Below are 25,230 nucleotides of genomic sequence, written 5' to 3' on the forward strand. Positions count from 1 at the left end.
CGGAGATGGAGAATACGTCTTCGATAGGCAGCAGGAACGGCTTGTCAATCGCACGCTCTGGTTCCGGGATGTAAGAATCCAGGTAGCCAGCCAGTTCAACGATTTTAGCTTCCCACTCTGCTTCGCCTTCCAGCGCTTTCAGAGCAGAACCACGAACGATCGGAGTATCGTCGCCCGGGAAATCGTACTGAGACAGAAGTTCACGAACTTCCATTTCTACCAGTTCCAGCAGCTCTTCGTCATCAACCATGTCACATTTGTTCAGGAACACGATGATGTACGGAACGCCAACCTGACGACCCAGCAGGATGTGCTCACGAGTCTGCGGCATCGGGCCGTCAGTCGCAGCAACAACCAGGATCGCGCCGTCCATCTGCGCAGCACCGGTGATCATGTTTTTAACATAGTCGGCGTGGCCCGGGCAGTCTACGTGTGCGTAGTGGCGAGTCGGAGTGTCATATTCAACGTGAGAAGTGTTGATGGTGATACCACGAGCTTTTTCTTCCGGTGCGTTATCGATCTGGTCGAATGCACGAGCAGAACCGCCGTAGGTTTTAGCCAGTACGGTGGTGATTGCAGCGGTCAGAGTGGTTTTACCGTGGTCAACGTGGCCGATGGTGCCGACGTTAACGTGCGGTTTTGTACGTTCAAATTTTTCTTTAGACACGGCTATATTCCTTACTATAGTGCTCTCCCCTTATAGAGAGAGCACGGGATTTTGGTTTTTAACCCTGCGGCTTATTTACCGCGGGCTTCGATTACGGCCTGAGCAACGTTGTTCGGCGCATCATCATACTTCAGGAATTCCATAGAGTAAGATGCACGACCTTTGGTCAGAGAACGCAGCTGAGTTGCATATCCGAACATTTCAGACAGCGGAACTTCAGCATGAATCTGAACACCAGTAGCGTTAGATTCCTGACCTTTCAACTGACCACGACGACGGCTAAGGTCGCCGATGACGTCACCAGTGTTCTCTTCCGGCGTTTCTACTTCAACCTTCATGATCGGCTCAAGCAGAACAGGTTTCGCTTTCTTAAAGCCATCTTTGAAGGCGATAGAAGCGGCCAGTTTAAACGCCAGCTCAGAGGAGTCAACGTCATGGTAAGAACCGAAGTGCAGACGCACGCCCAGATCAACAACCGGATAACCAGCCAGCGGGCCAGATTTCAGCTGTTCCTGGATGCCTTTATCAACGGCCGGGATGTATTCGCCAGGAATTACACCACCTTTAATGTCGTTGATGAATTCGTAGCCTTTCGGGTTTGAACCCGGCTCCAGCGGGTACATGTCGATAACAACATGACCGTACTGACCGCGACCACCAGACTGCTTAGCGTGTTTACCTTCGATATCGGTAACTTTCGCGCGAATCGCTTCACGGTAAGCAACCTGAGGTTTACCGACGTTCGCTTCAACGTTGAATTCACGCTTCATGCGGTCAACGATGATGTCGAGGTGCAGTTCACCCATACCGGCGATAATGGTCTGGTTAGATTCTTCGTCAGTCCATACGCGGAAAGACGGGTCTTCTTTAGCCAGACGGCCCAGAGCCAGACCCATTTTTTCCTGGTCAGCTTTGGTTTTCGGTTCTACCGCGATGGAGATTACCGGCTCAGGGAATTCCATACGCTCCAGAATGATTGGCGCGTTAGGATCACACAGCGTGTCACCCGTAGTTACGTCTTTCAGACCGATAGCAGCAGCGATGTCGCCCGCGCGAACTTCTTTGATCTCTTCACGTTTGTTAGCGTGCATCTGAACGATACGACCGAAACGCTCACGTGCAGCTTTCACGGAGTTCAGGATGGTATCACCAGAGTTAACCACGCCAGAGTACACGCGGAAGAAGGTCAGGTTACCCACGAACGGGTCGGTAGCGATTTTGAATGCCAGAGCAGCAAACGGCTCTTCATCGCTAGCGTGACGCTCAGCCGGAGTATCTTTACCGTCGTCCAGAATACCGTTGATCGCAGGTACGTCGACTGGGGATGGCAGGTAATCAATTACCGCATCCAGCATCGCCTGAACACCTTTGTTCTTAAACGCAGAACCACAGGTTACCAGGATGATTTCGTTGTTCAGAACGCGCTGACGCAGAGCTTGCTTGATCTCTTCTTCAGTCAGTTCTTCACCACCCAGGTATTTCTCCATCAGCTCTTCTGAAGCTTCTGCAGCGGACTCGATCAGGTTCTGGTGCCATTCTTCAGCCAGTTCCTGCATGTCTGCCGGAATATCTTCATAAGTGAAGGTTACGCCTGCATCTTCTTCGTTCCAGTTGATGGCTTTCATTTTCACCAGGTCAACAACACCGGTGAAATGTTCTTCAGCACCAATAGCCAACTGCAGCGGAACAGGGTTCGCGCCCAGACGGGTTTTGATCTGACCAACAACTTTCAGGAAGTTCGCACCCATACGGTCCATTTTGTTAACGAACGCAATACGTGGAACTTTATATTTGTTAGCCTGACGCCATACGGTTTCAGACTGCGGCTGAACACCACCAACTGCGCAGTAAACCATTACTGCACCATCAAGCACACGCATAGAACGTTCTACTTCGATGGTGAAGTCAACGTGCCCCGGGGTGTCGATGATGTTTACGCGATGCGGTTCATACTGCTTGGCCATACCAGACCAGAATGCAGTAGTCGCTGCGGAGGTGATAGTAATACCACGCTCCTGCTCCTGCTCCATCCAGTCCATGGTGGCTGCGCCGTCATGAACTTCACCAATTTTATGGTTTACACCGGTGTAGAACAGAATACGTTCGGTAGTAGTGGTTTTACCGGCGTCGATGTGCGCACTGATACCGATGTTACGGTAGCGCGCGATGGGTGTTGTACGAGCCATTTGATTCCTCGTTTATCTTTTAGGCGTTCAATTTAAGTAGCCCAAAGCGGGCTGCTTACAGGAAGCGCCCGCCTGGTGACTATTACTCCGAAGGGATTACCAACGGTAGTGTGCGAACGCCTTGTTGGCTTCTGCCATACGGTGAACGTCTTCACGTTTCTTAACTGCAGTACCTTTGTTTTCTGCAGCATCAGAAAGTTCGTTCGCCAGGCGCAGAGCCATGGATTTATCACCGCGTTTACGAGCAGCTTCAACGATCCAACGCATTGCCAGAGCATTACGACGAACCGGACGGACTTCAACTGGTACCTGATAAGTAGAACCACCAACGCGGCGAGACTTAACTTCGACAGTCGGGCGCACGTTTTCAAGGGCTACTTCAAAGGCTTCCAGACCATCTTTACCAGCACGCTGAGCCAGGGTCTCCAGGGCGCTGTATACGATGGTTTCTGCAGTAGACTTTTTACCATCTACCATCAGGATATTTACAAATTTAGCCAGCAGCTCTGATCCGAACTTAGGATCCGGCAGAATTTTACGCTGACCAATGACGCGACGACGTGGCATGGGAATACTCCGTTGTTAATTCAGGATTGTCCAAAACTCTACGAGTTTAGTTTGACATTAATATAAAACGTTTGGCCTTACTTAACGGAGAACCATTAAGCCTTAGGACGTTTCACGCCATACTTGGAGCGAGATTGCTTACGGTCTTTAACGCCGGAGCAGTCAAGCGCACCACGAACGGTGTGGTAACGAACACCCGGAAGGTCTTTTACACGACCGCCACGGATCAGGATCACGGAGTGTTCCTGCAGGTTGTGACCTTCACCACCGATGTAGGAAGTCACTTCAAAACCGTTAGTCAAACGCACACGGCATACTTTACGCAGTGCGGAGTTTGGTTTTTTAGGAGTGGTGGTATATACACGGGTACATACACCACGTTTCTGCGGGCAGGCTTCCAGCGCAGGCACGTTGCTCTTTGCAACTTTGCGTGCGCGTGGTTTGCGTACCAGCTGGTTAACTGTTGCCATTAAATAGCTCCTGGTTTTAGCTTTTGCTTCGTAAACACGTAATAAAACGACCTCATACAATATGAGGACGCAGAATTTTAGGTCGGTGTCGAAAAGGTGTCAAGAAATATACAACGATCCCGCAATTACCAGGCCATCTGGTTGGGATGCTTCACCGTAAGTCTGACGAAGTCAGTATAGCTAACCCTGACGACACTGTCTGAAATTTGACCATCTAACCCACGAGCCTTAATGTCTTCTTCCAGTACATAGACCTTAATGGAGGCATTTCGCAGAGTTTCAAGGAAACGACTGCCTTCTATTGCCGCGATCACGCCGTCCTGGAGCAATAAAAGCTCGTCATCTGCACCAACGAGGCGCAGCAGGGAGGAGAAGTCAGTCAGCCACGCTGAGCGATGTAAAGTATGCAGCATGAGCGTTTAGAACCTCATAATGACGTCATAGTTGCCAAGTTCACGGCGCAGGTCTTCAGGTTCAAGCACCGTCGCATTAACAACAAAATTCACGCTCTGTTCCAGGCCACGTTCGCGCAATGAGGCGGCACACAGCCAGCATTGTTCTATATCGTACAGCCCTAACAATTTGAAGGTCGCAATATAATCCCGTGCAAGGACGAGATCGGGTTTTTGCCCTGGCAGGATCTGAAAGACCCCATCACCAATAAAAAAGACGCCGAGATCTTCAGTTAATGCTGACGTTGCCAGCAGCGCATCCAGCCCTTCGCGGCCCGATGCCGTCCCGTGTGGCACGGTAGAAAAGACAAAAGCAACACGTTTCATTAGAACTGCACCACGCGGTCGCACGTCAGGGATGCCTCAGCCAGCGAACCCAGCCCGCTGAGGTTAAAACCTGATTGTAAATTAGCGCCAGCCAACCCCAGCCTCTTTGCTTCAGATTCATCAACAACGCCGCGGCGTAGCGCCGCCGCCACGCAGATGTTTAGCTCCACGCCGTGATGTTGATTAAGCTGTTGCCAGGCGCGTACCAGATCAAATTCATCGCTGGCGGGCGCGGTCAGAAGGTTGGCGTTATACACACCCTCCCGATAGAAGAAGACGCGGCTTAACTCATGACCTTCTTCAATCAATGCGTGAGCAAATTGCAACGCGCTGCTCGCCTGCTGCGTACCATAAGCGGGTCCCGTCACGACGATAGCAAAACGCATTACTTATCTTGCCCCTGGAAATCACCGCTTTTGAACTGGCGAATATAGAGGTAGACCGTATGCTTGGAGATGTTCAGACGATCAGCAACCTGGTTAATGGCATCTTTAATATCAAAGATCCCTTTCTCGTAAAGATTGAGGACGATTTGACGATTCTTCGCATTGTTGGAGACGTTACGATCGGCATTCACTTCTTCAATCGTGAATTCCAGCGTCTGGGTAACCAGATCTTCCACTGAGGAGGCGAAGTTCACGGCAGAACCCACTTCCGGGGTTTCCGGTGGGATAAAAGTATTCATTATCTGCGAGAAAGGAACATCAAGGTTCATGTTGATGCATAGCAGACCAATCACGCGATGCTCGCGGTTGCGAATGGCAATCGTCAGCGATTTCATCAAGACACCGCTTTTCGCACGCGTGAAGTAACACTTCGACACGCTGCTATCCGCACCCGTCATATCATGCAGCATGCGCAATGCCAGATCGGTAATCGGTGAGCCGATTTTACGACCCGTGTGTTCACCGTTAGCGATGCGAATAGCCGAGCATTTCAAATCCTGCAAAGAGTGCAATACGATTTCACAATGGGAACCAATGAGCATCGCCAACCCGTCCACTACCGCTTCGTAGGATTTAAGGATATCGAAGTCGGTTTGATCGAAAGGACGTTGATCCAGCAAATCTAGCTCACTGGTTTCGTTGGTTAAAAGCGACCTGGACATGAAAAAAAGCACTCCTTTTCAGGAGCCTGTCGTTATGTTGTCAGGGCAGGCTCATCACTATTAGGGGCATCTAAAGTAATACAGCGCACAAGGCGCTTTCCAGTATTAATTATATCCTGTCGATAATAAAAAACCGCCGCCCTGTGGGCGGCGGTTTCTATTCGCTTACTTTTTGCTGCTGTCTGCAGCTTTATCAGCCGGTGCGGCCTCTGGCTGCGCATCCGCTTTCGGAGCCGGTTTGATATCTAACAGCTCAACATCAAAGACCAGCGTGGAGTTAGCCGGGATCCCCGGAACGCCGGTTTTTCCGTAAGCCAGATCCGGTGGGATAACCAGCTGGATTTTACCGCCTTTCTTGATGTTTTTCAGACCTTCGGTCCAGCCTGGGATAACACCATCAAGACGGAAAGAGAGCGGCTCACCACGGGTGTAAGAGTTATCAAACTCTTTACCATCGATCAGCGTACCTTTGTAGTTCACCACAACAGTATCGCTGTCTTTCGGCGCTGCGCCGGTACCTTCTTTCTCTACTTTGTAGACCAGGCCAGTAGCAGAGGTTTTAACCCCTTTCTCTTTAGCAAATTTATCGCGGTACACTTTACCTTTGGCTTCATTATCAGCCGCGTCTTTTTCCATTTTCGCCTGAGCGGAGGTCTTCACGCGCGCTTCAAACGCTTGCAAGGTTTGCTCAATTTCCTGGTCGGACAGTTTGCTCTTATCTGCAAACGCATCCTGAACACCCGCGATCAGCTGGTCTTTATCCAGCTTGATGCCCAGTTTTTCCTGTTCTTTCAGGGAATTTTCCATGTAACGACCCAGAGACGCGCCCAGCGCGTAAGCAGATTTTTGGTCGTCATTTTTGAATGCAGCTTTGCTGTCAGCAGTAGCGGCTGGTTTCGCAGCATCAGCTGCGAAGGTGATCGGGGCATGCAGAGCTACGGCCATCGTGGTCGCCAGCAGCGTTACTTTAAACAGTGATTTCATCCATCTCTCCAGGGCCGGGGCATCTCACCCCAGGGTTAGCTAACACAAAAATGTACTATAAAGCGTTGCAGAACAAATCAACATACAGGTACGCCCTATTATCACCACTTTTCAGACTCTTTTTGTTTAAATTAGTTTCGTTGAGAATGAATGAGTGCTGTGCAAACAGGCAAAGTTCAGTAGAATTCGCCGCAGTCCGCGATCTGCCGGAAATAACAAAAGAGGTGAATCATGCAGGATACAACGCTGGAAACCCGCCTGGCCGAGCTGGAAAGCCGCCTGGCATTTCAGGAAATAACCATTGAAGAACTCAACGTGACGGTCACCGCGCACGAACTGGAGATGGCCAAACTGCGCGATCATCTGCGTCTATTGACGGAGAAGCTCAAAGCAACGCAGCCGTCCCACATTGCATCGCAGTCTGAAGAGACACCGCCGCCGCATTATTGAGACGTAAAAAAAGCGGGGTTTCCCCGCTTTTTTGTGCCGGATGGCGACGTAAACGTCTTATCCGGCCTACTCACATATACCCAAAGGATTTCAAATCACAGCAAGGCAACAAGCTTGAGGAAGTTCCGGGAGCATAGATAACTATGTAACCGGGATTCGAAAGCGCAGCCAAAACCGCTGTGGGTTGAAAGACGAAGGGTATTAGTGGCAACCGCAGCCGCCGTTACCTTTGCCTTTACCGCCGCCACCGCAGCAGCCTTCGCCACCGTGTTCATGACCATGGTCGTGGTCATGGCCGTGGCCGCCGCAGCAACCATCATGACCATGTTCGTGATCGTGGTCATGGCCGTGTGCGCCGTGAACGTGGCCGTGAGCCAGTTCTTCTTCGGTTGCTTCACGGATAGCGACAACTTCTACGTTAAATTTCAGATTCTGGCCAGCCAGCATGTGGTTACCGTCAACCACAACGTGGTCGTCTTCCACTTCGGTAATTTCTACCGGTACTGGACCCTGGTCGGTTTCAGCCAGGAAACGCATGCCAACCTGCAGTTCGTCAACGCCCATGAAGACGTCTTTCGGCACGCGCTGTACCAGGTTTTCGTCATACTGACCGTAAGCGTCGTTTGCACCAACGGCAACATCGAATTTATCGCCAACTTCGTGACCGTCCAGCGCTGTTTCCAGGCCAGAAATCAGGGAACCGTGACCATGCAGGTAGTCCAGCGGTGCACTCACCGGAGACTCATCAACCAACACACCGTCTTCTGTACGTACCTGATAGGCCAGGCTGACCACCAGGTCCTTTGCTACTTTCATGATATCTCCTGAGCATGGAAAGAATAGTGGCGCAGATTGTAGCGGAATTCTGCACCTGTGTACCCTCTAGCTTAAAAAAAGCTGCGGCATATCGCTAGTCCGGATGAAAAATCCCGATCACTTGCTCTTCTTTGCGAACGTGCTCGCGGGCTTCTTTATCCGCTTCCCGCATCTGATGGCCACACTTAACACACTCAACAATATCAATATTATTTTCGCGCCACATCGCCAGTGAATCCTGCGCCTGACAGGATGGGCATTTTGCACCTGCAATAAAACGTTTACGTATTGCCATGGTTATCCTCTACTCAAATTCATCCCAGCCATCCAGCTGACGCCGCTCTCGCTGCATTTCACGCTGGAAAATCTCTTCCAGCTCGCGCCTGGCTTCCCGGGCACGAGAGATTTGGACCGTATCGGTGTGGATAGGGATCAGCTCCCGCAACATGCTCATGTCCAGCCGACGAAAATGCAGCTGGGCACGCTGCGCCTGGTGCGGGTGCATCCCCAACGACACCAGCGTTTTTCGCCCCAACTCCAGCGCACTGGAGAAAGTCTCGCGGGAAAACTGCGTCACACCCGCCTGTAATAACTCATGCGCCTCTACACGTCCGCGCGCGCGCGCAAGAATATGCAAATGCGGAAAATGCTGTTGGCACAATTCCACCAACTTCATCGTATCTTCCGGTTCATTACAGGTAATAACGATCGATTGTGCTGCTTCTGCGCCAGCCGAACGTAAAAGCTCCACCTGCGTGGCATCGCCGTAATACACCTTATAGCCGTATTTACGCATCAGGTTAACCGCGCTGATATCCCGCTCCAGTACGGTAATGCGCATTTTATTCGCCATCAACAAACGACCAATAACCTGACCAAAGCGGCCAAACCCCACCACGATCACCTGCGGCTTATCGTCTTCCACCCAGGGCTTTTCATCTTCTTCATCCGGGCCGTTAATCTGGCGGGAGAGCCATTTATCAATCAGTTTCATCAACAACGGCGTGGTCATCATCGACAGCGTGACGGTCACCAGCAGCAACGCCATCTGATCGCCCTGAAACAGTCGCTGTGAGGATGCCGTTGAAAACAGTACAAAAGCGAATTCACCGCCCTGACTTAATACCCCGGCAAACTGCATTCGTTCAGAACTTCTCATGCCGTTAAGTCGCGCCAGCACATACAGCACCAGTGCTTTAACGGCCACCAGCACAATAACGCTCACCACCACCCACGGAATATGGGTATACAGCACACCAAGATTGAGTGACATGCCGACGGAGATAAAGAACAACCCCAGCAGTAGCCCCTTAAAGGGATCGATGGCCGTTTCCAGCTCGTGACGGTATTCGCTTTCCGCCAGAAGCACACCTGCGATAAACGTCCCGAGCGCCATCGACAACCCCAGCGCATCCATAAATAAAGCAGAACCCAGCACCAGTAGCAGCGTGGCGGCGGTGAACACTTCCCGCACGCCAGAATCCGCAATAAAGCGGAAAACCGGACGCAGCAAGTAGCGCCCGCCAATCAACATGCCAGCAAAGGCCAGCACCTTCATGCCAACTTTGATCCAGTCAAAATGTTCGTCAGCTGAACCCGCCAGCAACGGGACCAGCGCCAACGCGGGGATCACCGCCAGATCCTGAAACAGCAGCACCGAAAAACCCAACTGTCCGGATTCACTACGATTCATCCCCTTTTCTCGCATCAGCTGTAACGCCATCGCGGTTGACGACATCGCCAGGCCAAGACCGCCCACGACTGCCGCTTGCCAGGAAAAGTTCGTCAGCATCAGCAATCCGGCAAGAATCACCGCGCTGAGCATCACCTGCGCCGCCCCGACGCCAAAGATAGAGCGCCGTAGCTGCCACAGTTTGGCCGGGTTAAGCTCCAGTCCAATAATGAACATCAGAAAGACCACGCCCAGTTCAGAGAAGTGCAGAATTTCATCTACATCGCTGATAAACCCTAATCCCCACGGGCCAATCGCCATCCCCGCCAGCAAATACCCCAGCACCGGCCCGATGCCTAACTTTGACGCCAACGGCACCGCCGCCACCGCCGCGAAGAGGAACAACACTCCCGCGGTCAATAAATCAGAACCTTCCATCAGCGGCCTCCCACAGGGATTGGATTTGCCAGCCATTCACCATACGCTTTAGCATGGCTGTCCAGCTCCTGCTTCGTTTGCCGTCTGGCCCAGTAAACAATGATGGGACTCATCCAGTGCATTCGACACATACCGGCCGTCAGCTCAAAGGGGCGCAGCACATCGCTCATCGGATAGCGGTTCAGCGCGTCATAACGATACGCGCTTTCGGGTTCACCGGTGGTGATGACGCTCCGCCAGTACTTTCCCGCCAGCTGATTTCCTCCCAGCCCGCTGGCAAACCCACGGCTCAGCACCCGGTCAAACCACTCTTTGAGCAGCGCCGGACAGCTATAGGTATACAGCGGATGCTGAAAAACAATCACATCATGGTCACGCAGCAGCGCCTGCTCATGCGGGATATCGATAAAAAAATCGGGATAGTGCGCGTAAAGATCGTGCACGGTAACATTACTGAGCTGCATGGCCGGTTTAAGCAGTACCCGGTTCGCGACCGAGTCCTGAGATTCCGGATGGGCATACAGCAGCAAAACTTTCGCTGGCTGGAACATCATCCCCCTCCCGGTTATGTCTTTGTCTATTTTCGACGTTTTGGGCTACCATTGCGCCTCGGTGCGGCAAACCGCCCACACATTACATTATCATAATGATAAATTAACATAGTCTGAACATACGGCGCCTTATGATTGTTTTCTCCTCGTTACAAATTCGTCGCGGCGTGCGCGTCTTGCTGGAAAATGCCACGGCCACCATTAATCCAGGTCAGAAAGTCGGTCTGGTGGGTAAAAATGGCTGCGGTAAATCTACCCTGCTGGCATTGCTGAAAAATGAAATCAGCGCCGATGCGGGAGGATTTACGTACCCTGGAAACTGGCAGCTTGCATGGGTGAATCAGGAAACGCCCGCGCTTGCCCAACCAGCGCTGGAGTACGTCATTGACGGCGACCGTGAATATCGTCAGCTGGAAGCGCAGTTGAACGATGCCAACGAACGTAACGATGGACATGCGATTGCCACCGTGCACGGCAAACTGGATGCCATTGACGCCTGGACCGTTCGCTCGCGAGCCGCCAGCCTGTTGCATGGCCTCGGCTTTTCCAACGAGCAGCTTGAACGTCCGGTCAGCGATTTTTCCGGCGGCTGGCGCATGCGTCTCAACCTGGCTCAGGCGCTGATTTGCCGTTCAGATCTGCTGTTGCTCGATGAACCGACCAACCACCTCGATCTCGACGCCGTTATCTGGCTGGAAAGATGGCTGAAGAGCTATCAGGGCACGCTGATTTTGATCTCCCACGACCGCGACTTCCTCGATCCGGTGGTGGACAAAATTATTCATATCGAGCAGCAAACGATGTTCGAGTACACCGGTAACTACAGCGCATTTGAAGTGCAGCGATCTACCCGCCTTGCACAGCAACAGGCAATGTATGAAAGCCAGCAGGAGCGCGTGGCGCATCTGCAAAGCTATATCGACCGCTTCCGGGCGCAGGCCACCAAAGCCAAGCAGGCGCAAAGTCGTATTAAGATGCTGGAACGCATGGAGCTTATCGCTCCGGCCCACGTTGATAACCCGTTCCACTTCAGCTTCCGCGTCCCCGAAAGCCTGCCTAACCCACTGCTGAAAATGGAGAAGGTCAGCGCGGGCTATGGCGAGAACATTATTCTCGACTCCATTAAGCTGAATCTGGTACCAGGTTCGCGCATCGGTCTGTTAGGGCGCAACGGTGCGGGTAAATCCACGCTGATTAAACTGCTGGCAGGAGAACTGGCTCCGATTAGCGGTGAAATCGGTCTGGCGAAAGGTATTAAGCTCGGTTACTTCGCCCAGCATCAGCTGGAATTCTTGCGCGCAGATGAATCGCCGATTCAGCATCTGGCCCGCATGGCACCGCAGGAGTTAGAACAGAAGTTGCGTGATTATCTTGGCGGCTTCGGCTTCCAGGGCGATAAAGTCACCGAACAGACTGCCCGCTTCTCGGGTGGCGAAAAGGCACGACTGGTGCTGGCGCTAATCGTCTGGCAGCGTCCAAACCTGTTGCTGCTCGATGAACCGACCAACCATCTGGATCTCGACATGCGTCAGGCGCTGACCGAAGCATTGATCGATTTCGAAGGCGCGTTAGTTGTGGTGTCGCACGACCGTCACCTGATTCGCTCCACCACCGATGACCTCTACCTGGTGCACGACAAAAAGGTCGAACCGTTTGATGGCGATCTGGAAGATTATCAGCAGTGGCTTAGCGACGTGCAAAAGCAGGAAAGCCAGAGCGACGAGCCGGCCAAAGAGAGCGTCAATAGCGCCCAGGCACGTAAAGACCAGAAACGCCGCGAAGCTGAGCTGCGCACCCTGACCCAACCGCTGCGTAAAGAGATTACCCGTCTGGAAAAAGAGATGGAGAAACTCCAGGCCCAACTGGCACAGGCGGAAGAGAAACTCGGTGACAGCGAACTGTACGACCAAAGCCGTAAGGCCGAACTGACCGCATGCTTGCAACAGCAGGCCAGCGCGAAGTCCGAGCTGGAAGAGTGTGAAATGGCCTGGCTGGACGCCCAGGAACAGCTCGAGCAGATGCTGGCGGAGTAAACGTGATTGCCGGATGCGATGCTCAACACCTCATCCGGCATTTTTTTTGAATCAATGCTGCGTCGCCAGACGCTGGCGGATGTCTTCAAAGTGCTCGCGGTTTAAAAGCTTACCGTTGAGAAAACGGGTTTTCAGCTCGCCTTCCTGCTCCTGCGCCCAGCTTTGTTGATCGTGCAGACATAACTCGCCTTGTTCATCACACGCCACGCGCAACAGACCACGGGCAGAACGTTTCAGACCGTTATCAGTTTTTGGCTCCTTAAAGATGGTCCGGCCTTTGCCGTCCACTTCTCCCCAGGTCGCCTTCATCGCAAAGCCAAAGGTATCCCGCGTGTTGTATTGATAGGTAAACGATCCCACCCCAAAGACTACGTTTGAACTGGCAAATCCTTTCGCCTCCAGGCGACGCAGGATCTCGTTCGCTCGCTCCAGCGTAATCGAATCGCCATAAATCAGCCCAACGTGCGGGTCGAGCACCTTATAGCCTTTAGCATTAACCGTGCCGCCAAAAATCTCCCACAGCACCTCCACGGACCCTTTCTCCTGCGGGGTACGATCGGCACGGTTATCATCATCCGCGCCGGTGCCGCACAGAATATCCACCGGATTGCCGCTGTCCGGGCGGAATACCACTCGCCCCTCACGCGCCAGAATGAGGCTTTTCAGTTCACGAGTATATTCCGCCAGCACCTGCCAGTAGTCCCAGGTATCAGAGACTATCGACACAAATCCCTGCGGGTAGAGACAGGCAATCAGGCGGCGGAAGGTCTCGATCTCGTGTTCACGCTCGCCCATACACATCACGCTGTGCTCGGTAGCAGGAATGCTGGCACCGATAAAGTATGGCTCGCCGTCAGTGTAGTAATCGCGGGCGTACAGCAAGGATGGAATACTGTCGGTTCTTTTAAAGCTCAACAAATGCCCGCTGCCCGCCTGCATAGTGTCCTGCAACCCGGACATGCCGCGAAACGAAAAGTCGTGGCACTGGAAGTCGAGGTGCGTCATATCGCTACAGGTTTTCTGTGCCCAGCGTGCGCAGATTTTGCGGTAGTGGTGAGCAATCGTGGCGTTTGTTGACGCCTTCCACAGCTCCGCCGACAGCACGGTTTCCAGGTAATTCACCAGCCAGAAAAATTCAGGTTGGGTGTTAATAATGGTTAATACCGGAACCGCCATTGGGACTTTGCTGCCTTCATCCAGCGCCTTGATGTGCAACGGCAGATAGCCCAGTTGATGCAGTGCGCGTATATGATCAACCGCCACCGCATCTTTTCCCAGATAACCGTCCATCACCTGCTTGTATTCACTGACCACCTCTTCCTGCGGTCGGGCAAAGAACGCCTCGTTAAATAGATCGACCAAAAACCACTGCAAAAAGCCCTGCAGGCCAAAGAACACCAGCTTGCCATCTGGCAGCGGTGACGAAAAAAAGCGATCGCTGCGCGGAGTAAAATTGGAATAAACCCGGCTGGTGCCCTGCGGATACTGCACGCGGTGAGACACTTTGTAGCCGTCGATAGCTAAAATTGGATTCATTTTCATAACAGGTGTCTCCCTCAGGCGCGGTAAATCGCGTCAATGTTGATAAGTTCAAGCTGCGGATGGGCCAGCGTAGGGGCCGCTAACGACGTGGTGGTGTAGATAGCGTCAATACCGTTAGCAAACAGGTGATCAACCCCCTTAGAAAAGATCCCGTGAGTGACGTACAGGCTAACGCTGCGGGCACCGGCATCACGTAATACCTGCGCAGAGCCAATGAAGGTGCCGCCAGCGTCACACAGGTCATCGACAATCAGTACATCCCGACCCTTAACGTTCCCGGCCACCAGCGTAAAACCCGTCAGGTTGCCGCTGGCCACATCACGTTTCTTGCTCAGAATGGCGTATTCTGCCGCACCGGCAGCTCTGGCAACGGCATCAATTTTCTTCAGTGCTCCGGCATCGGGGGCCACCAGCATCAGCGCATTTTGCTGAAACAGATGCGGTAAGGTCGCGCTCTGCAACAAGCAGTGCTCTTGCCCAATCACCACCAGATTGTCGATTGCCGCTGCCGCCGCGTCGCTGTGTGGGTCAAGCACCTTCACCTTGTCGAACTGCAGCGTATTGAGCTGACGGGCAAAGACCTTCAGCGCAAAGCTGTCGCCCGCCACCATATGTCGATCCTGACGCGCCCACGGCAGCCAGGGAAGTTCAAGGTGGCTGACCAGGACATCGGTCTGATGACGCACCGCCTCCACCAGCTGCGCCAGCAGCATGAAGTCGTTCATGTCGCGCATCGCCGTGGCGCGAATGCGCATCAGACGCGCGAAAGATGGCAACGCATCGGTGACTTTCAACCAGGCGGCCCCATCAGGAAAAATGCCGCTGGCAATGGCATAAGCCTGGTCATCCAGAGTTAATGTTAATTTTACGCTCATCTCGCTCCCCTCCTCCAATTGTGTCCCTTCGACATAATTAATAATGTCCCTAAGACACATATAAAGCAAGCAAAGAATGCATTCTTTTTGGAAATGGCAATAACCAACTGATAAGCAACGAGAAAAAAACGCACCTTGCCCCCCGATGCCGGGCTGGTACACTTGGCGACGTTACACATCATCGTGAGTACCTTATGACCACCGAAGCCGACTACCTGAATCAGTATGATGCCCGCCGCTTTCCCTCCCCGCTGGTGACGGTGGATAGCGTGTTATTTACCCTGCATCAACAGGCGCTCTGTGTGTTGCTGGTCGAACGGGCAAACCAGCCGCAAAAAGGACGTTGGGGATTACCCGGCGGCTTTATCGATATGGCACACGATGATTCCACGCGCGCCACAGCGCTGCGAAAACTCACTGAGAAAACAGGTGTTTCACCTACGTGGCTGGAACAGCTGGACACGTTTTCCGGGCCAGATCGTGACCCGCGCGGCTGGAGCCTGACGGTCGCCTGGTTTGCGCTGATCGCCTGGGTGGACTGCGAGCCGCGTATCGCCAGCGTCAGCGATGCCCGTTGGGTACCCGTTGATAAACTTGCCGATTACCCGCTGGCTTTCGATCACCAAAACATCATTAAAGCCGCCCTGCACCGCTTGCGGCAAAAAACGATGTATTCTTTACTGCCCGTTTACTGTTTACCGGATACCTTTACCCATGGTCAGCTACAAGAGGCTACAGAAGTTATCCTCGGTCAGTCGATTCAGCGCAAAAGCCTGATCCGCCGCTTTGAAGCATCAGGCATGTTTGAAGATACCGGTGAAAGTATGGCGACAGGTACGCGAAAAGCCCGCCTGTGGCGACGAAAACCGGGTGTGGATATTCATCTGTTTTCGCGTAACCTGCTGGCTGAATAAGCACAAAATCACATATTGGCTAACCCGCAGGCTCCATGCGCGGTATAGTTGCTCTTTCCGATTATTAATTGCTCTGGTGTTATGGTTGAAATCACCCCGACAGAAATGACCCTACCCGCCGATGATTCACGAGAATTCCGCCCGATGCGCGGGATCGGTAATCGCCATCTGCAAACCATGCTACCGCGTTTAATTCGCCGTAAGGTGAAGTTCGACGCCCACTGGCAGCGTCTGGAATTACCCGACGGCGACTTTGTCGATCTGGCATGGAGTGAAGATCCGCAGCTGGCGAAGCACAAACCACGTCTGGTGGTTTTTCACGGACTGGAAGGTAGCCTGAACAGTCCATACGCCCACGGACTGATTGAGGCGGCGCAAAAGCGCGGCTGGTTAGGCGTGGTGATGCATTTCCGCGGCTGCAGCGGTGAACCGAATCGCCTGAACCGCATCTATCACTCTGGCGAGACCGAAGACGGCACCTGGTTTTTACACTGGCTGGAACGTGAATTTGGCCGCGTACCGACCGCAGCGGTCGGCTATTCGCTCGGCGGTAACATGCTGGCCTGCCTGCTGGCAAAAGAAGGCAACGACATTCCCATTGATGCCGCCGTTATCGTCTCCGCGCCTTTCGTACTGGAAGCCTGTAGTTATCATATGGAGAAAGGTTTCTCCCGCGTCTATCAGCGCTACCTGCTCAATCTGTTGAAAGCCAATGCCTCGCGTAAGCTTGAGGCGTATCCAGGTTCGCTGCCGGTGAGTCTGGCCCAGTTGAAATCCCTGCGCCGCATTCGCGATTTTGACGATCTGATCACCGCCAAAATCCACGGTTTCGCCGATGCGATAGACTATTATCGTCAGTGTAGCGCCATGCCGTTGCTCAATCAGATCGCCAAACCAACGCTGATTATCCACGCCAAGGACGATCCGTTTATGGACCACCATGTGATCCCTAAACCGGAAAACCTGCCCTCGCAGGTGGAATATCAGTTAACCGAGCACGGTGGTCACGTTGGGTTTATTAGCGGCACGCTGCGCCGCCCTGAGATGTGGCTGGAATCGCGTATCCCCGACTGGCTGACAACGTATCTGGAGGCATAATCATGCAGATCCCCTGGCAGGACTTATCCCCTGAAGCGCTGGATAATCTGATTGAAAGCTTTGTCTTGCGTGAAGGCACCGATTATGGTGAACATGAACGCTCACTCGAGCAAAAAGTCGCCGACGTCAGACGCCAGTTACAATCAGGTGAAGCCGTGCTGGTGTGGTCCGAACTGCATGAAACGGTCAACATTATGCCGCGGAAACAGTTTCGCGAATAATCGGTTGTCGACGGCTGACTATAATAAAAAAACCAAACTATTTATGGAGTTATTATGTCTGCCAAACATCCGGTGATTGCGGTAACAGGATCCAGCGGCGCGGGGACCACCACCACCAGCCTCGCGTTTCGTAAAATTTTCTCGCAGTTAAATCTGCGCGCTGCCGAGGTGGAAGGTGACAGTTTTCACCGCTATACCCGTCCTGAGATGGACATGGCGATCCGCAAAGCGCGTGACGCCGGGCGACACATCAGCTATTTTGGCCCCGAAGCCAACGACTTTAGCCTGCTGGAACACACCTTCATCGAGTACGGTCAGTCGGGCAAAGGTCAGTCACGAAAATATCTGCACACGTATGATGAAGCTGTTCCGTGGAATCAGGTTCCGGGGACGTTTACCCCCTGGCAGCCGCTTCCCGAACCGACGGACGTACTGTTCTATGAAGGCTTGCACGGCGGCGTAGTCACCCCACAACAAAATGTGGCGCGGCATGTCGATCTGCTGGTCGGCGTGGTACCGATCGTCAACCTGGAGTGGATCCAGAAACTGACCCGCGATACCAGCGAGCGCGGTCACTCCCGCGAGGCGGTAATGGACTCGGTCGTGCGCTCAATGGACGATTACATCAATTACATCACCCCACAGTTTTCCCGCACGCATATTAACTTCCAGCGCGTACCGACCGTCGATACCTCCAATCCTTTTGCCGCCAAGAGTATTCCGTCACTGGATGAAAGCTTTGTTGTCATCCATTTTCGTAATCTGGAAGGGATCGACTTTCCCTGGCTACTGGCTATGCTGCAGGGCTCATTCATTTCTCACATCAATACATTAGTGGTGCCGGGCGGCAAAATGGGGCTGGCAATGGAGCTGATCATGCTGCCGCTGGTCCAGCGACTGATGGAAGGGAAGAAAATCGAGTAAGCGGTGTTAATGCCGGATAGCGCTGGGCTTATCCGGCATTAAAAATTACGCCGCAATCACTTCATAGGAATGGGTAATATTCACCGCTTTTTCCAGCATCAACGCCACGGAACAATACTTCTCCGCCGAGAGGTCAACTGCGCGGGACACTGACGCGTCTTTTAGATCGTTACCCGTTACGATGAAATGCAGATTAATATGGGTAAACAGACGCGGCGCTTCTTCACGACGTTCGGAAGTGAGCTTCACTTCGCAGTTGGTCACATCCTGACGACCCTTTTGCAGGATCGACACCACATCAATCGCACTACAGCCACCCGCAGCCATTAGCACCATTTCCATCGGGCTCGGCGCTTTATCACCAGAGTTACCATCCATCAAGATTTGGTGGCCAGAGGCGGACTCACCGAGGAAGGTTAACCCCTCAACCCACTTTACACGCGCTTGCATATTTCGTAACTCCAATGTTTCAATTTTCCTGACAGATTACGCGCACATAACAATTCTCGCAACGGAAGGCGACCTGCATCATGCTGAAGCGAGACACCAGGAGACACACGGCGAAAGCTATGCTAAAACAGTCAGGATGCTACAGTAATACATAGACGTACTGCATGTATGCAGAGGACATCACATTACAGGCTGCAGTTCACTTTTTAGCAGCCCCTTTCCCAGGTAGCGGGAAGCATATTTTTGCAACCCCAGAGGCAGCGTCGTTTTCTGGCTCTGGAGATAGCTTATAACAGAGGATAACCGCGCATGGTGCTTGGCAAACCGCAAACAGACCCGACTCTCGAATGGTTCTTGTCTCATTGCCACATTCATAAGTACCCATCGAAGAGCACGCTGATTCACCAGGGTGAAAAAGCGGAAACGTTGTATTACATCGTTAAAGGCTCAGTGGCAGTGCTGATCAAAGATGAAGAAGGGAAAGAAATGATCCTCTCTTATCTGAATCAGGGCGATTTCATTGGTGAATTAGGCCTGTTTGAAGAAGGCCAGGAACGTAGCGCCTGGGTACGTGCCAAAACTGCATGTGAAGTCGCTGAAATTTCATACAAAAAATTTCGCCAATTAATCCAGGTTAACCCGGATATCCTGATGCGCCTGTCTTCTCAGATGGCTCGTCGTCTGCAGGTAACGTCCGAAAAAGTAGGCAACCTTGCCTTCCTGGATGTCACTGGTCGTATCGCCCAGACCCTGTTGAACCTGGCGAAACAACCTGACGCGATGACCCACCCGGATGGCATGCAGATCAAAATCACCCGTCAGGAAATCGGTCAGATCGTTGGCTGCTCCCGTGAAACCGTTGGTCGTATTCTGAAAATGCTGGAAGATCAGAACCTGATCTCCGCGCACGGTAAGACCATCGTCGTCTACGGCACGCGTTAACCTCATCGAAATGGCGCGTTACCTGGTAATGCGCCATTTTTGTTTACACCGATGTGGCGAAGACTGATTTATCACCCCGAGATCAACTACGCACTACGACAAACGCTGGTGCTGTGTTTGCCCGTGGCTGTCGGTCTTATCATTGGCCAGCTTCATCTGGGACTGCTCTTCTCCCTCGTCCCCGCCTGCTGCAACATTGCCGGTCTTGATACCCCGCATAAACGCTTTTTCAAACGCTTAGTTATTGGCGCATCACTGTTTGCCGGATGCAGCCTGATCATGCAGTTGCTGCTGGCTCAGACCATACCGCTTCCGCTGATCCTCACAGGCCTGACGCTGGTTCTCGGCGTAACCGCAGAGCTGGGCCCGCTGCATGCGCGATTACTGCCAGCCTCACTGATCGCGGCAATTTTCACGCTAAGCCTGGCCGGGAATATGCCCATCTGGGAGCCGCTGCTGATCTATGCGCTGGGTACGTTGTGGTACGGCGCGTTCAACTGGTTCTGGTTCTGGCTGTGGCGTGAACAGCCGCTGCGGGAATCGCTCAGCTTGTTGTACCGCGAACTGGCCGATTACTGTGAAGCAAAATACAGCCTGTTAACCCAGCACGTCGATCCCGAAAAAGCGCTGCCCCCGCTGCTGGTTCGCCAGCAAAAAGCCGTGGACCTGATCACCCAGTGTTATCAGCAAATGCACATGCTGTCAGCACATCACAATAACGAGTACAAACGCCTGCTGCGGGCCTTTCAGGAAGCACTGGATTTGCAGGAGCATATTTCCGTCAGCCTGCATCAGCCGGAAGAGGTGCAAAAGCTGGTCGAACGTAGCCACGCGGAGCAGGTGATTCGCTGGAACGCGCGCACCGTCGCCGCCCGCCTGCGCGTGCTGGCAGATGACATTCTGTATCACCGATTGCCCACGCGTTTTTCCATGGAGAAACAGATTGGTACGCTGGAGAAAATTGCCAATCAGCATCCGGATAACCCGGTCGGGCAGTTTTGCTACTGGCACTTTAGCCGTATTGCCCGCGTGCTGCGTACCCAGCGTCCACTGTACGCCCGAGATTTGATGGCCGACAAACAGCGCCGATTGCCGTTGCTCCCTGCCCTGAAAAACTATCTGTCGCTTAAGTCTCCCGCGCTGCGTAATGCCGGACGTATCAGCGTCATGTTGAGCATCGCCAGCCTGATGGGCAGCGCCTTACACCTGCCAAAGCCTTACTGGATCCTGATGACGATCCTGTTCGTCACACAAAATGGCTACGGCGCAACGCGGGTACGTATTCTGCATCGTTCGGTAGGGACGCTCGTCGGGCTGGTGATTGCCGGCGTCACGTTGCACTTTCATATTCCGGAAGGGTTTACACTGGCGGCCATGCTGGTCGTCACCCTCGTCAGCTATCTGATCATGCGCAAAAACTACGGCTGGGCCACCGTCGGCTTTACGGTCACGGCGGTATATACCCTGCAACTGCTGACGCTGAACGGGGAGCAGTTTATCGTACCGCGCTTTGTCGATACGGTACTGGGCTGTTTGATTGCCTTTGGCGGCATGCTCTGGCTATGGCCACAGTGGCAGAGTGGCCTGCTGCGCAAAAACGCCCACGATGCGCTGGAATCCGATCAGGAAGCCATCCGCCTGATCCTCAGCAACGATCCACAGGCAACTCCGCTCGCGTATCAGCGCATGCGGGTCAATCAGGCGCATAACACGCTGTTTAACTCACTGAACCAGGCGATGCAGGAGCCAGGGTTTAATTCGCATTACCTGGCCGATATGAAACTGTGGGTCACACACAGCCAGTTCATCGTCGAACACATCAACGCAATGACTACGCTGGCTCGAGAACACACAATGTTGACGCCGGATTTGGCGCAGCGGTATCTGGAGTCCTGCGAAATTGCGATTCAGCGCTGTCAACAGCGGCTGGAATATGACGGGCCGGGAAGTTCCGGCGATGTGAATATTCTCGAGTCACCGGAGATGCTATCCCACGGCCCGCTTAGCACTCTGGAACAGCATCTGCAGCGGATATTGGGGCATCTGAATACCATGCACACCATTTCGTCGGTAGCCTGGCGTCAGCGACCGCACCACGGGATCTGGCTGAGCCGCCGATTGCGGGACATGAAGGGTTAAGCTCGACTGCCGGATGCCCTACGCTTATCCGGCCTACGGGCAATCAACTCACCACTTTAGCAACGGCCTGCGCAAAGCGCTGCATCCCTTCATCGATATCCGCATCTTCCACCACCAGCGAGGGGGCAAAACGCATCACGTCCGGGCCGGCATTCAGCACCATTACCCCTTCGTGCGCGGCGGCATACAGGAAATCGCGCGCCCGGCCTTTAAACTGCGGCTTCAGCTCGGCGCCAATCAACAGTCCCATGCCGCGAATATCGCTAAAAATGTCATACTGAGCGTCGATTTTCTGCAAATGCGCGACAAACGCCTGGCGTTTAGCCTGAATACCTTCCAGCACATCCGGCGTATTGATAATGTCGAACGCCGTCTCTGCAACCGCACAGGCCAGCGGATTACCGCCGTAGGTCGAGCCGTGTGAACCGACATGGAACGCAGAAGCAATCTCCTGAGTGGTCAACATGGCACTCACCGGGAAGCCGCCGCCGAGGGCTTTGGCGCTGGTCAGGATATCCGGCGTCACGCCGTAGTGCATATAGGCAAACAGATTACCGGTACGCCCCATCCCACACTGCACTTCATCAAACACCAGCAATGCCTGATGTTGATCGCACAACTCGCGCAGGCCTTGCAGGAATTCCGGCGTTGCCGCCGTGACGCCACCTTCGCCCTGAATCGGTTCGACTACCACCGCGCAGGTGTGATCGTCCATCACCGCTTTTACCGCATGCAGGTCGTTAAACGGCACATGAATAATGTCCGCCGGTTTGGGGCCAAAGCCGTCAGAGTATTTCGGCTGTCCGCCAACGGAAACGGTAAACAGCGAGCGACCGTGAAACGCATTATGGAAGGCAATGATTTTAGTTTTGAACGGGCTATGGCGTACGCAGGCATAGTGGCGCGCCAGCTTAAAGGCGGTTTCATTGGCTTCGGTACCGGAATTCATGAACAGCACGCGCTCGGCGAAGGTCGCCTCAATGATTTTACGGCCTAAACGCAGAGCAGGTTCATTGGTGAAAACGTTACTGGTATGCCACAGGGTTTCGCCCTGGGTTTTCAACGCCTCGACCAGTGCCGGATGGCAATGCCCTAACGCAGTCACTGCAATGCCACCCGCGAAATCAACGTACTCTTTCCCCTGCTGATCCCAGACTCGACTCCCTTTCCCTTTTACCGGGATAAACTCTGCCGGTGCATAAATCGGCAGAATCACTTCATCGAATGTTGCGCGCGTAATTGCAGTTTGTTCAGTTGCCATGTCATTGCCACCCTGTTAAGCAGAAATGTGAGTGAAATTATAATCATAAAATATGAATAAAAAATCATTGAATAGCAACTACAAATCATCGATTGAGGAAATTACCCAGCAGTTGATGCCCCTGCTCGCTGAGGATACTCTCCGGGTGAAACTGCACGCCTTCCAGATCCCACTCACGGTGGCGGATACCCATGATTTCCTGAGTCTCACTCCAGGCCGTTACCTCAAAGCAGGCAGGCAGCGTCTCTGGTGCGACCACCAGAGAGTGGTAGCGTGTCACCGTTAACGGGTTGGCTAACCCCTGAAAAACACCCTGCCCGGTATGCGTGATCGGGGAGGTCTTCCCGTGCATTACTTTCGCCGCCCGCACCACGCTGGCACCAAAGGCTTGCGCCATTGCCTGGTGACCCAAACAGACGCCCAGCATCGGGATTTTCCCCGTATAGTGACGAATAACATCCAGCGAGATCCCGGCATCATCCGGCGTGCAGGGACCGGGGGAAATAACGATTTTTTGTGGGCCCAGCGCGTCGATTTGCGCCAGTGTTAGCTCATCGTTGCGCCTGACAAGAACCTCAGCGCCCAGTTCGCAGAAATATTGATACAGGTTCCAGGTAAAAGAATCGTAGTTATCGATAAGCAGGATCATTGCGGCTCCGGTACAGAAGAACCGCGCTATTCTACCCAGTTTCTCGGGCTTCGCTTACCACTTTACGAAATATCGCCTGCAGCGCCGACAGGTCACCCATTGCGCCACTCTGATTGGCCTGGTTCCACTCCTCAACCGGTATGCCCTCCCAACTGAGCATATACCCGGCATGGATCGCTAACTGTTCGAAGAAAATACGCTGCGCCAGACCGCTGCCAATACGAAACGGGTGCAGAACGTTAATTTCGCAATAATAATGCGCAAGTCGGTCGATAAACGACTCCTCCGACAGCCCCAACAGCCAGGACTCGTCTTCCAGATCCTGCATCAGCGCATTGCCCTCTTTCTCGATGTAGGCAAAGTGGCAGAAGCGGGTATCACCCTGATAAATATCAACCTCGCGCAGCTGGCCCGCCCAGTCAAAAATATCCTGATAGAGTTGACGGTGGATAGCGCACAGGTGCGGCAGACCGCGTTTGTACGGACCCAGCCCAATTGTCGCCGCACGCAGCGCCGTCAATTCGTAAGCAGCCTGCGCCAGACGTTGGGCCTGATGAACCCCCAGACGATTACGCATTACGTTCAGGCCAGGGTACAAATAGGGATCGCGCCCATCACCGAATTTATCGCTCATAGTGCCTCCTCAATTCTTCGAGGCGCGCCAGGGCATCTTCAGCACTCAGCGTAACCCGTGGAATATCCACGCCTTCCAGCCGTCGGCTGGCCTGGAAATTGCCGTTTCGCAGTTGCTCCCAGAGACTGGACTTTTGTTTATCGGTAAGTTTTTTCACGTGACCTCCCTGAATGTGCCGACACTTGCCACAAGTATAAGCAGCAATTTCGGGTTACGCAGAGAAGGGAGAGAACGCGGGCAGGAACCGCCCGCGCAAAAATACGATTACGGCAGGACTTTCGCAGACAAGATAACAATCGGTTTGGACGGAACGTTCTGGTAAGGACCTACATCGTGCGTCGGAACCTGAGCAATCTTATCCGCGACATCCATCCCTTTCACCACTTTACCAAAAACGGCATAGCCGAAGTCACGCTGGCCGTGATCGAGGAACGCGTTGTCTGCAATGTTGATAAAGAACTGGCTGGTCGCGCTGTCTTTATCCGCGGTTCGCGCCATGGCAATGGTGCCACGGGTATTGCGCAGCCCGTTATCGGCTTCATTTTTGATTGGCGGGTTAGGTTTCTTCTGCTGCATCTGCTCGGTAAAACCGCCACCCTGCACCATAAAGCCGGGGATCACACGGTGAAACGTGGTGTTGTTATAGAAACCACTGTTTACATAATCGACAAAATTTTGCACTGAAACCGGGGCTTTTTGGCTATTCAGCTCCAGCTCAATGTTACCAGCAGAGGTTGTCAGCAGAACACGAGGGTCACCTTTCGCTGCCAGTGCTGCGGGAGAGAGGGCAGAAAGAGCGAGAACAGCTGCAACAGCCGCCAGAGTCGATTTGAGCATGAGAATTCCTTAACAAGAGCAGA

28 protein-coding genes and 1 pseudogene are annotated in these 25,230 nt (G+C 53.2%); 8 read left to right on the plus strand and 21 right to left on the minus strand.

The genetic code is table 11. The annotated features are described in order from the left end of the window. The 9 genes from JQ822_RS14595 to fkpA all read right to left on the minus strand — a co-directional run. Nucleotides 1-667 (minus strand): GTP-binding protein (locus JQ822_RS14595; protein ID WP_213134091.1); only part of this gene is annotated, 667 nt, incomplete at its 3' end. 71 nt (nt 668-738) lie between these two features. After that, nucleotides 739-2,853: an elongation factor G gene (gene fusA, locus JQ822_RS14600; RefSeq protein WP_213134092.1), complete on the minus strand. Its 2,115-nt coding sequence runs from the start codon at nt 2,851-2,853 to the stop codon at nt 739-741. Nucleotides 2,854-2,949: 96 nt separating this feature from the next. Continuing rightward, nucleotides 2,950-3,420 carry a 30S ribosomal protein S7 gene (gene rpsG / locus JQ822_RS14605; RefSeq protein ID WP_135324092.1) on the minus strand — a complete coding sequence of 157 codons (471 nt, stop codon included), beginning with the start codon at nt 3,418-3,420 and terminating at the stop codon, nt 2,950-2,952. Between the two features lie 95 nt (nt 3,421-3,515). Further along, entirely contained in the window at nt 3,516-3,890 is a 375-nt protein-coding gene (rpsL, locus tag JQ822_RS14610) for a 30S ribosomal protein S12 (RefSeq protein ID WP_003023654.1), read from the minus strand. 125 nt (nt 3,891-4,015) lie between these two features. Then, complete coding sequence (gene tusB, locus JQ822_RS14615) at nt 4,016-4,303, minus strand: sulfurtransferase complex subunit TusB (RefSeq protein WP_213134093.1); 288 nt, start codon at nt 4,301-4,303, stop codon at nt 4,016-4,018. A 6-nt stretch (nt 4,304-4,309) separates the two neighbouring features. Beyond that, a complete protein-coding gene (gene tusC, locus JQ822_RS14620) occupies nt 4,310-4,669 on the minus strand; it encodes a sulfurtransferase complex subunit TusC (protein ID WP_213134094.1) in 360 nt (119 codons plus the stop codon). Continuing rightward, nucleotides 4,669-5,055, minus strand: coding sequence for a sulfurtransferase complex subunit TusD (gene tusD, locus JQ822_RS14625; protein WP_213134095.1), 387 nt, complete (start codon nt 5,053-5,055; stop codon nt 4,669-4,671). Before tusD ends, tusC begins: the two co-directional genes overlap by 1 nt. After that, complete coding sequence (locus tag JQ822_RS14630) at nt 5,055-5,777, minus strand: helix-turn-helix transcriptional regulator (RefSeq protein WP_000091462.1); 723 nt, start codon at nt 5,775-5,777, stop codon at nt 5,055-5,057. The genes tusD and JQ822_RS14630 overlap by 1 nt, the downstream gene beginning before the upstream one ends. Nucleotides 5,778-5,942: 165 nt before the next feature. Then, a complete protein-coding gene (fkpA, locus tag JQ822_RS14635; RefSeq protein ID WP_213134096.1) occupies nt 5,943-6,761 on the minus strand; it encodes an FKBP-type peptidyl-prolyl cis-trans isomerase in 819 nt (272 codons plus the stop codon). A gap of 231 nt (nt 6,762-6,992) precedes the next feature. On the opposite strand from fkpA, the gene JQ822_RS14640 reads away from it, so the two are divergent. After that, nucleotides 6,993-7,211: a protein SlyX gene (locus JQ822_RS14640; RefSeq protein ID WP_038634770.1), complete on the plus strand. Its 219-nt coding sequence runs from the start codon at nt 6,993-6,995 to the stop codon at nt 7,209-7,211. 201 nt (nt 7,212-7,412) lie between these two features. On the opposite strand, the gene slyD is transcribed toward JQ822_RS14640, so the two are convergent. From slyD to kefG, 4 genes are all read right to left on the minus strand, one after another. Beyond that, the gene (gene slyD, locus JQ822_RS14645) at nt 7,413-8,027 is read right to left on the minus strand and encodes a peptidylprolyl isomerase (RefSeq protein ID WP_213134097.1); all 615 of its coding nucleotides are present in this window, start codon (nt 8,025-8,027) and stop codon (nt 7,413-7,415) included. 94 nt (nt 8,028-8,121) lie between these two features. Next, on the minus strand, nt 8,122-8,322 hold the full coding sequence (locus tag JQ822_RS14650) for a YheV family putative zinc ribbon protein (RefSeq protein WP_005121675.1): 201 nt from the start codon (nt 8,320-8,322) through the stop codon (nt 8,122-8,124). 9 nt (nt 8,323-8,331) lie between these two features. Next, nucleotides 8,332-10,137, minus strand: a complete 1,806-nt coding sequence (gene kefB, locus JQ822_RS14655; RefSeq protein WP_213134098.1) for a glutathione-regulated potassium-efflux system protein KefB — start codon at nt 10,135-10,137, stop codon at nt 8,332-8,334. Continuing rightward, complete coding sequence (gene kefG, locus JQ822_RS14660; RefSeq protein ID WP_137398838.1) at nt 10,137-10,688, minus strand: glutathione-regulated potassium-efflux system ancillary protein KefG; 552 nt, start codon at nt 10,686-10,688, stop codon at nt 10,137-10,139. The genes kefB and kefG overlap by 1 nt, the downstream gene beginning before the upstream one ends. A gap of 131 nt (nt 10,689-10,819) precedes the next feature. Here kefG and JQ822_RS14665 point away from each other — a divergent pair, with 131 nt between their 5' ends. Further along, on the plus strand, nt 10,820-12,721 hold the full coding sequence (locus JQ822_RS14665; RefSeq protein WP_213134099.1) for an ABC transporter ATP-binding protein: 1,902 nt from the start codon (nt 10,820-10,822) through the stop codon (nt 12,719-12,721). Between the two features lie 51 nt (nt 12,722-12,772). Here JQ822_RS14665 and JQ822_RS14670 read toward each other — a convergent pair whose 3' ends face one another. Both JQ822_RS14670 and prs read right to left on the minus strand, forming a co-directional pair. Then, the gene (locus JQ822_RS14670) at nt 12,773-14,263 is read right to left on the minus strand and encodes a nicotinate phosphoribosyltransferase (RefSeq protein WP_213134100.1); all 1,491 of its coding nucleotides are present in this window, start codon (nt 14,261-14,263) and stop codon (nt 12,773-12,775) included. A 14-nt stretch (nt 14,264-14,277) separates the two neighbouring features. Next, nucleotides 14,278-15,138, minus strand: coding sequence for a ribose-phosphate diphosphokinase (gene prs / locus JQ822_RS14675; protein WP_213134101.1), 861 nt, complete (start codon nt 15,136-15,138; stop codon nt 14,278-14,280). 194 nt (nt 15,139-15,332) lie between these two features. Between prs and JQ822_RS14680 the strand changes: the two genes are divergently transcribed. The 4 genes and pseudogenes from JQ822_RS14680 to JQ822_RS14695 all read left to right on the plus strand — a co-directional run bounded on the left by JQ822_RS14680 (nt 15,333) and on the right by JQ822_RS14695 (nt 18,295). Next, nucleotides 15,333-16,052, plus strand: coding sequence for an NUDIX hydrolase (locus JQ822_RS14680; RefSeq protein WP_213134102.1), 720 nt, complete (start codon nt 15,333-15,335; stop codon nt 16,050-16,052). Between the two features lie 35 nt (nt 16,053-16,087). Continuing rightward, nucleotides 16,088-17,150: pseudogene (locus tag JQ822_RS14685) on the plus strand (hydrolase). A 2-nt stretch (nt 17,151-17,152) separates the two neighbouring features. After that, complete coding sequence (locus JQ822_RS14690) at nt 17,153-17,371, plus strand: YheU family protein (protein ID WP_096759303.1); 219 nt, start codon at nt 17,153-17,155, stop codon at nt 17,369-17,371. 54 nt (nt 17,372-17,425) lie between these two features. After that, nucleotides 17,426-18,295 (plus strand): phosphoribulokinase, encoded by an 870-nt coding sequence (locus tag JQ822_RS14695; protein ID WP_135324078.1) that lies wholly within the window; start codon nt 17,426-17,428, stop codon nt 18,293-18,295. Between the two features lie 45 nt (nt 18,296-18,340). Here JQ822_RS14695 and JQ822_RS14700 read toward each other — a convergent pair whose 3' ends face one another. After that, nucleotides 18,341-18,745: an OsmC family protein gene (locus JQ822_RS14700; RefSeq protein WP_096759301.1), complete on the minus strand. Its 405-nt coding sequence runs from the start codon at nt 18,743-18,745 to the stop codon at nt 18,341-18,343. Between the two features lie 309 nt (nt 18,746-19,054). Between JQ822_RS14700 and crp the strand changes: the two genes are divergently transcribed. Continuing rightward, nucleotides 19,055-19,687: a cAMP-activated global transcriptional regulator CRP gene (gene crp / locus JQ822_RS14705; protein WP_000242758.1), complete on the plus strand. Its 633-nt coding sequence runs from the start codon at nt 19,055-19,057 to the stop codon at nt 19,685-19,687. Nucleotides 19,688-19,738: 51 nt separating this feature from the next. Further along, a complete protein-coding gene (locus JQ822_RS14710; protein ID WP_213134417.1) occupies nt 19,739-21,826 on the plus strand; it encodes a YccS/YhfK family putative transporter in 2,088 nt (695 codons plus the stop codon). Between the two features lie 43 nt (nt 21,827-21,869). On the opposite strand, the gene argD is transcribed toward JQ822_RS14710, so the two are convergent. The 5 genes from argD to ppiA form a co-directional block, all read right to left on the minus strand. Beyond that, nucleotides 21,870-23,087, minus strand: a complete 1,218-nt coding sequence (gene argD / locus JQ822_RS14715) for a bifunctional acetylornithine/succinyldiaminopimelate transaminase (RefSeq protein ID WP_213134104.1) — start codon at nt 23,085-23,087, stop codon at nt 21,870-21,872. Between the two features lie 85 nt (nt 23,088-23,172). After that, entirely contained in the window at nt 23,173-23,736 is a 564-nt protein-coding gene (gene pabA / locus JQ822_RS14720) for an aminodeoxychorismate synthase component 2 (protein WP_213134105.1), read from the minus strand. A gap of 31 nt (nt 23,737-23,767) precedes the next feature. Continuing rightward, nucleotides 23,768-24,370 carry a putative adenosine monophosphate-protein transferase Fic gene (locus tag JQ822_RS14725; RefSeq protein ID WP_213134106.1) on the minus strand — a complete coding sequence of 201 codons (603 nt, stop codon included), beginning with the start codon at nt 24,368-24,370 and terminating at the stop codon, nt 23,768-23,770. Continuing rightward, nucleotides 24,360-24,527 carry a YhfG family protein gene (locus JQ822_RS14730; RefSeq protein WP_096759296.1) on the minus strand — a complete coding sequence of 56 codons (168 nt, stop codon included), beginning with the start codon at nt 24,525-24,527 and terminating at the stop codon, nt 24,360-24,362. The genes JQ822_RS14725 and JQ822_RS14730 overlap by 11 nt, the downstream gene beginning before the upstream one ends. 107 nt (nt 24,528-24,634) lie before the next feature. Next, nucleotides 24,635-25,207, minus strand: coding sequence for a peptidylprolyl isomerase A (gene ppiA, locus JQ822_RS14735; protein ID WP_096759295.1), 573 nt, complete (start codon nt 25,205-25,207; stop codon nt 24,635-24,637). Nucleotides 25,208-25,230 lie beyond the last annotated feature (23 nt).

Origin of the sequence: Citrobacter sp. FP75, assembly GCF_018342065.1 — a bacterium.
GTDB lineage: Bacteria > Pseudomonadota > Gammaproteobacteria > Enterobacterales > Enterobacteriaceae > Citrobacter.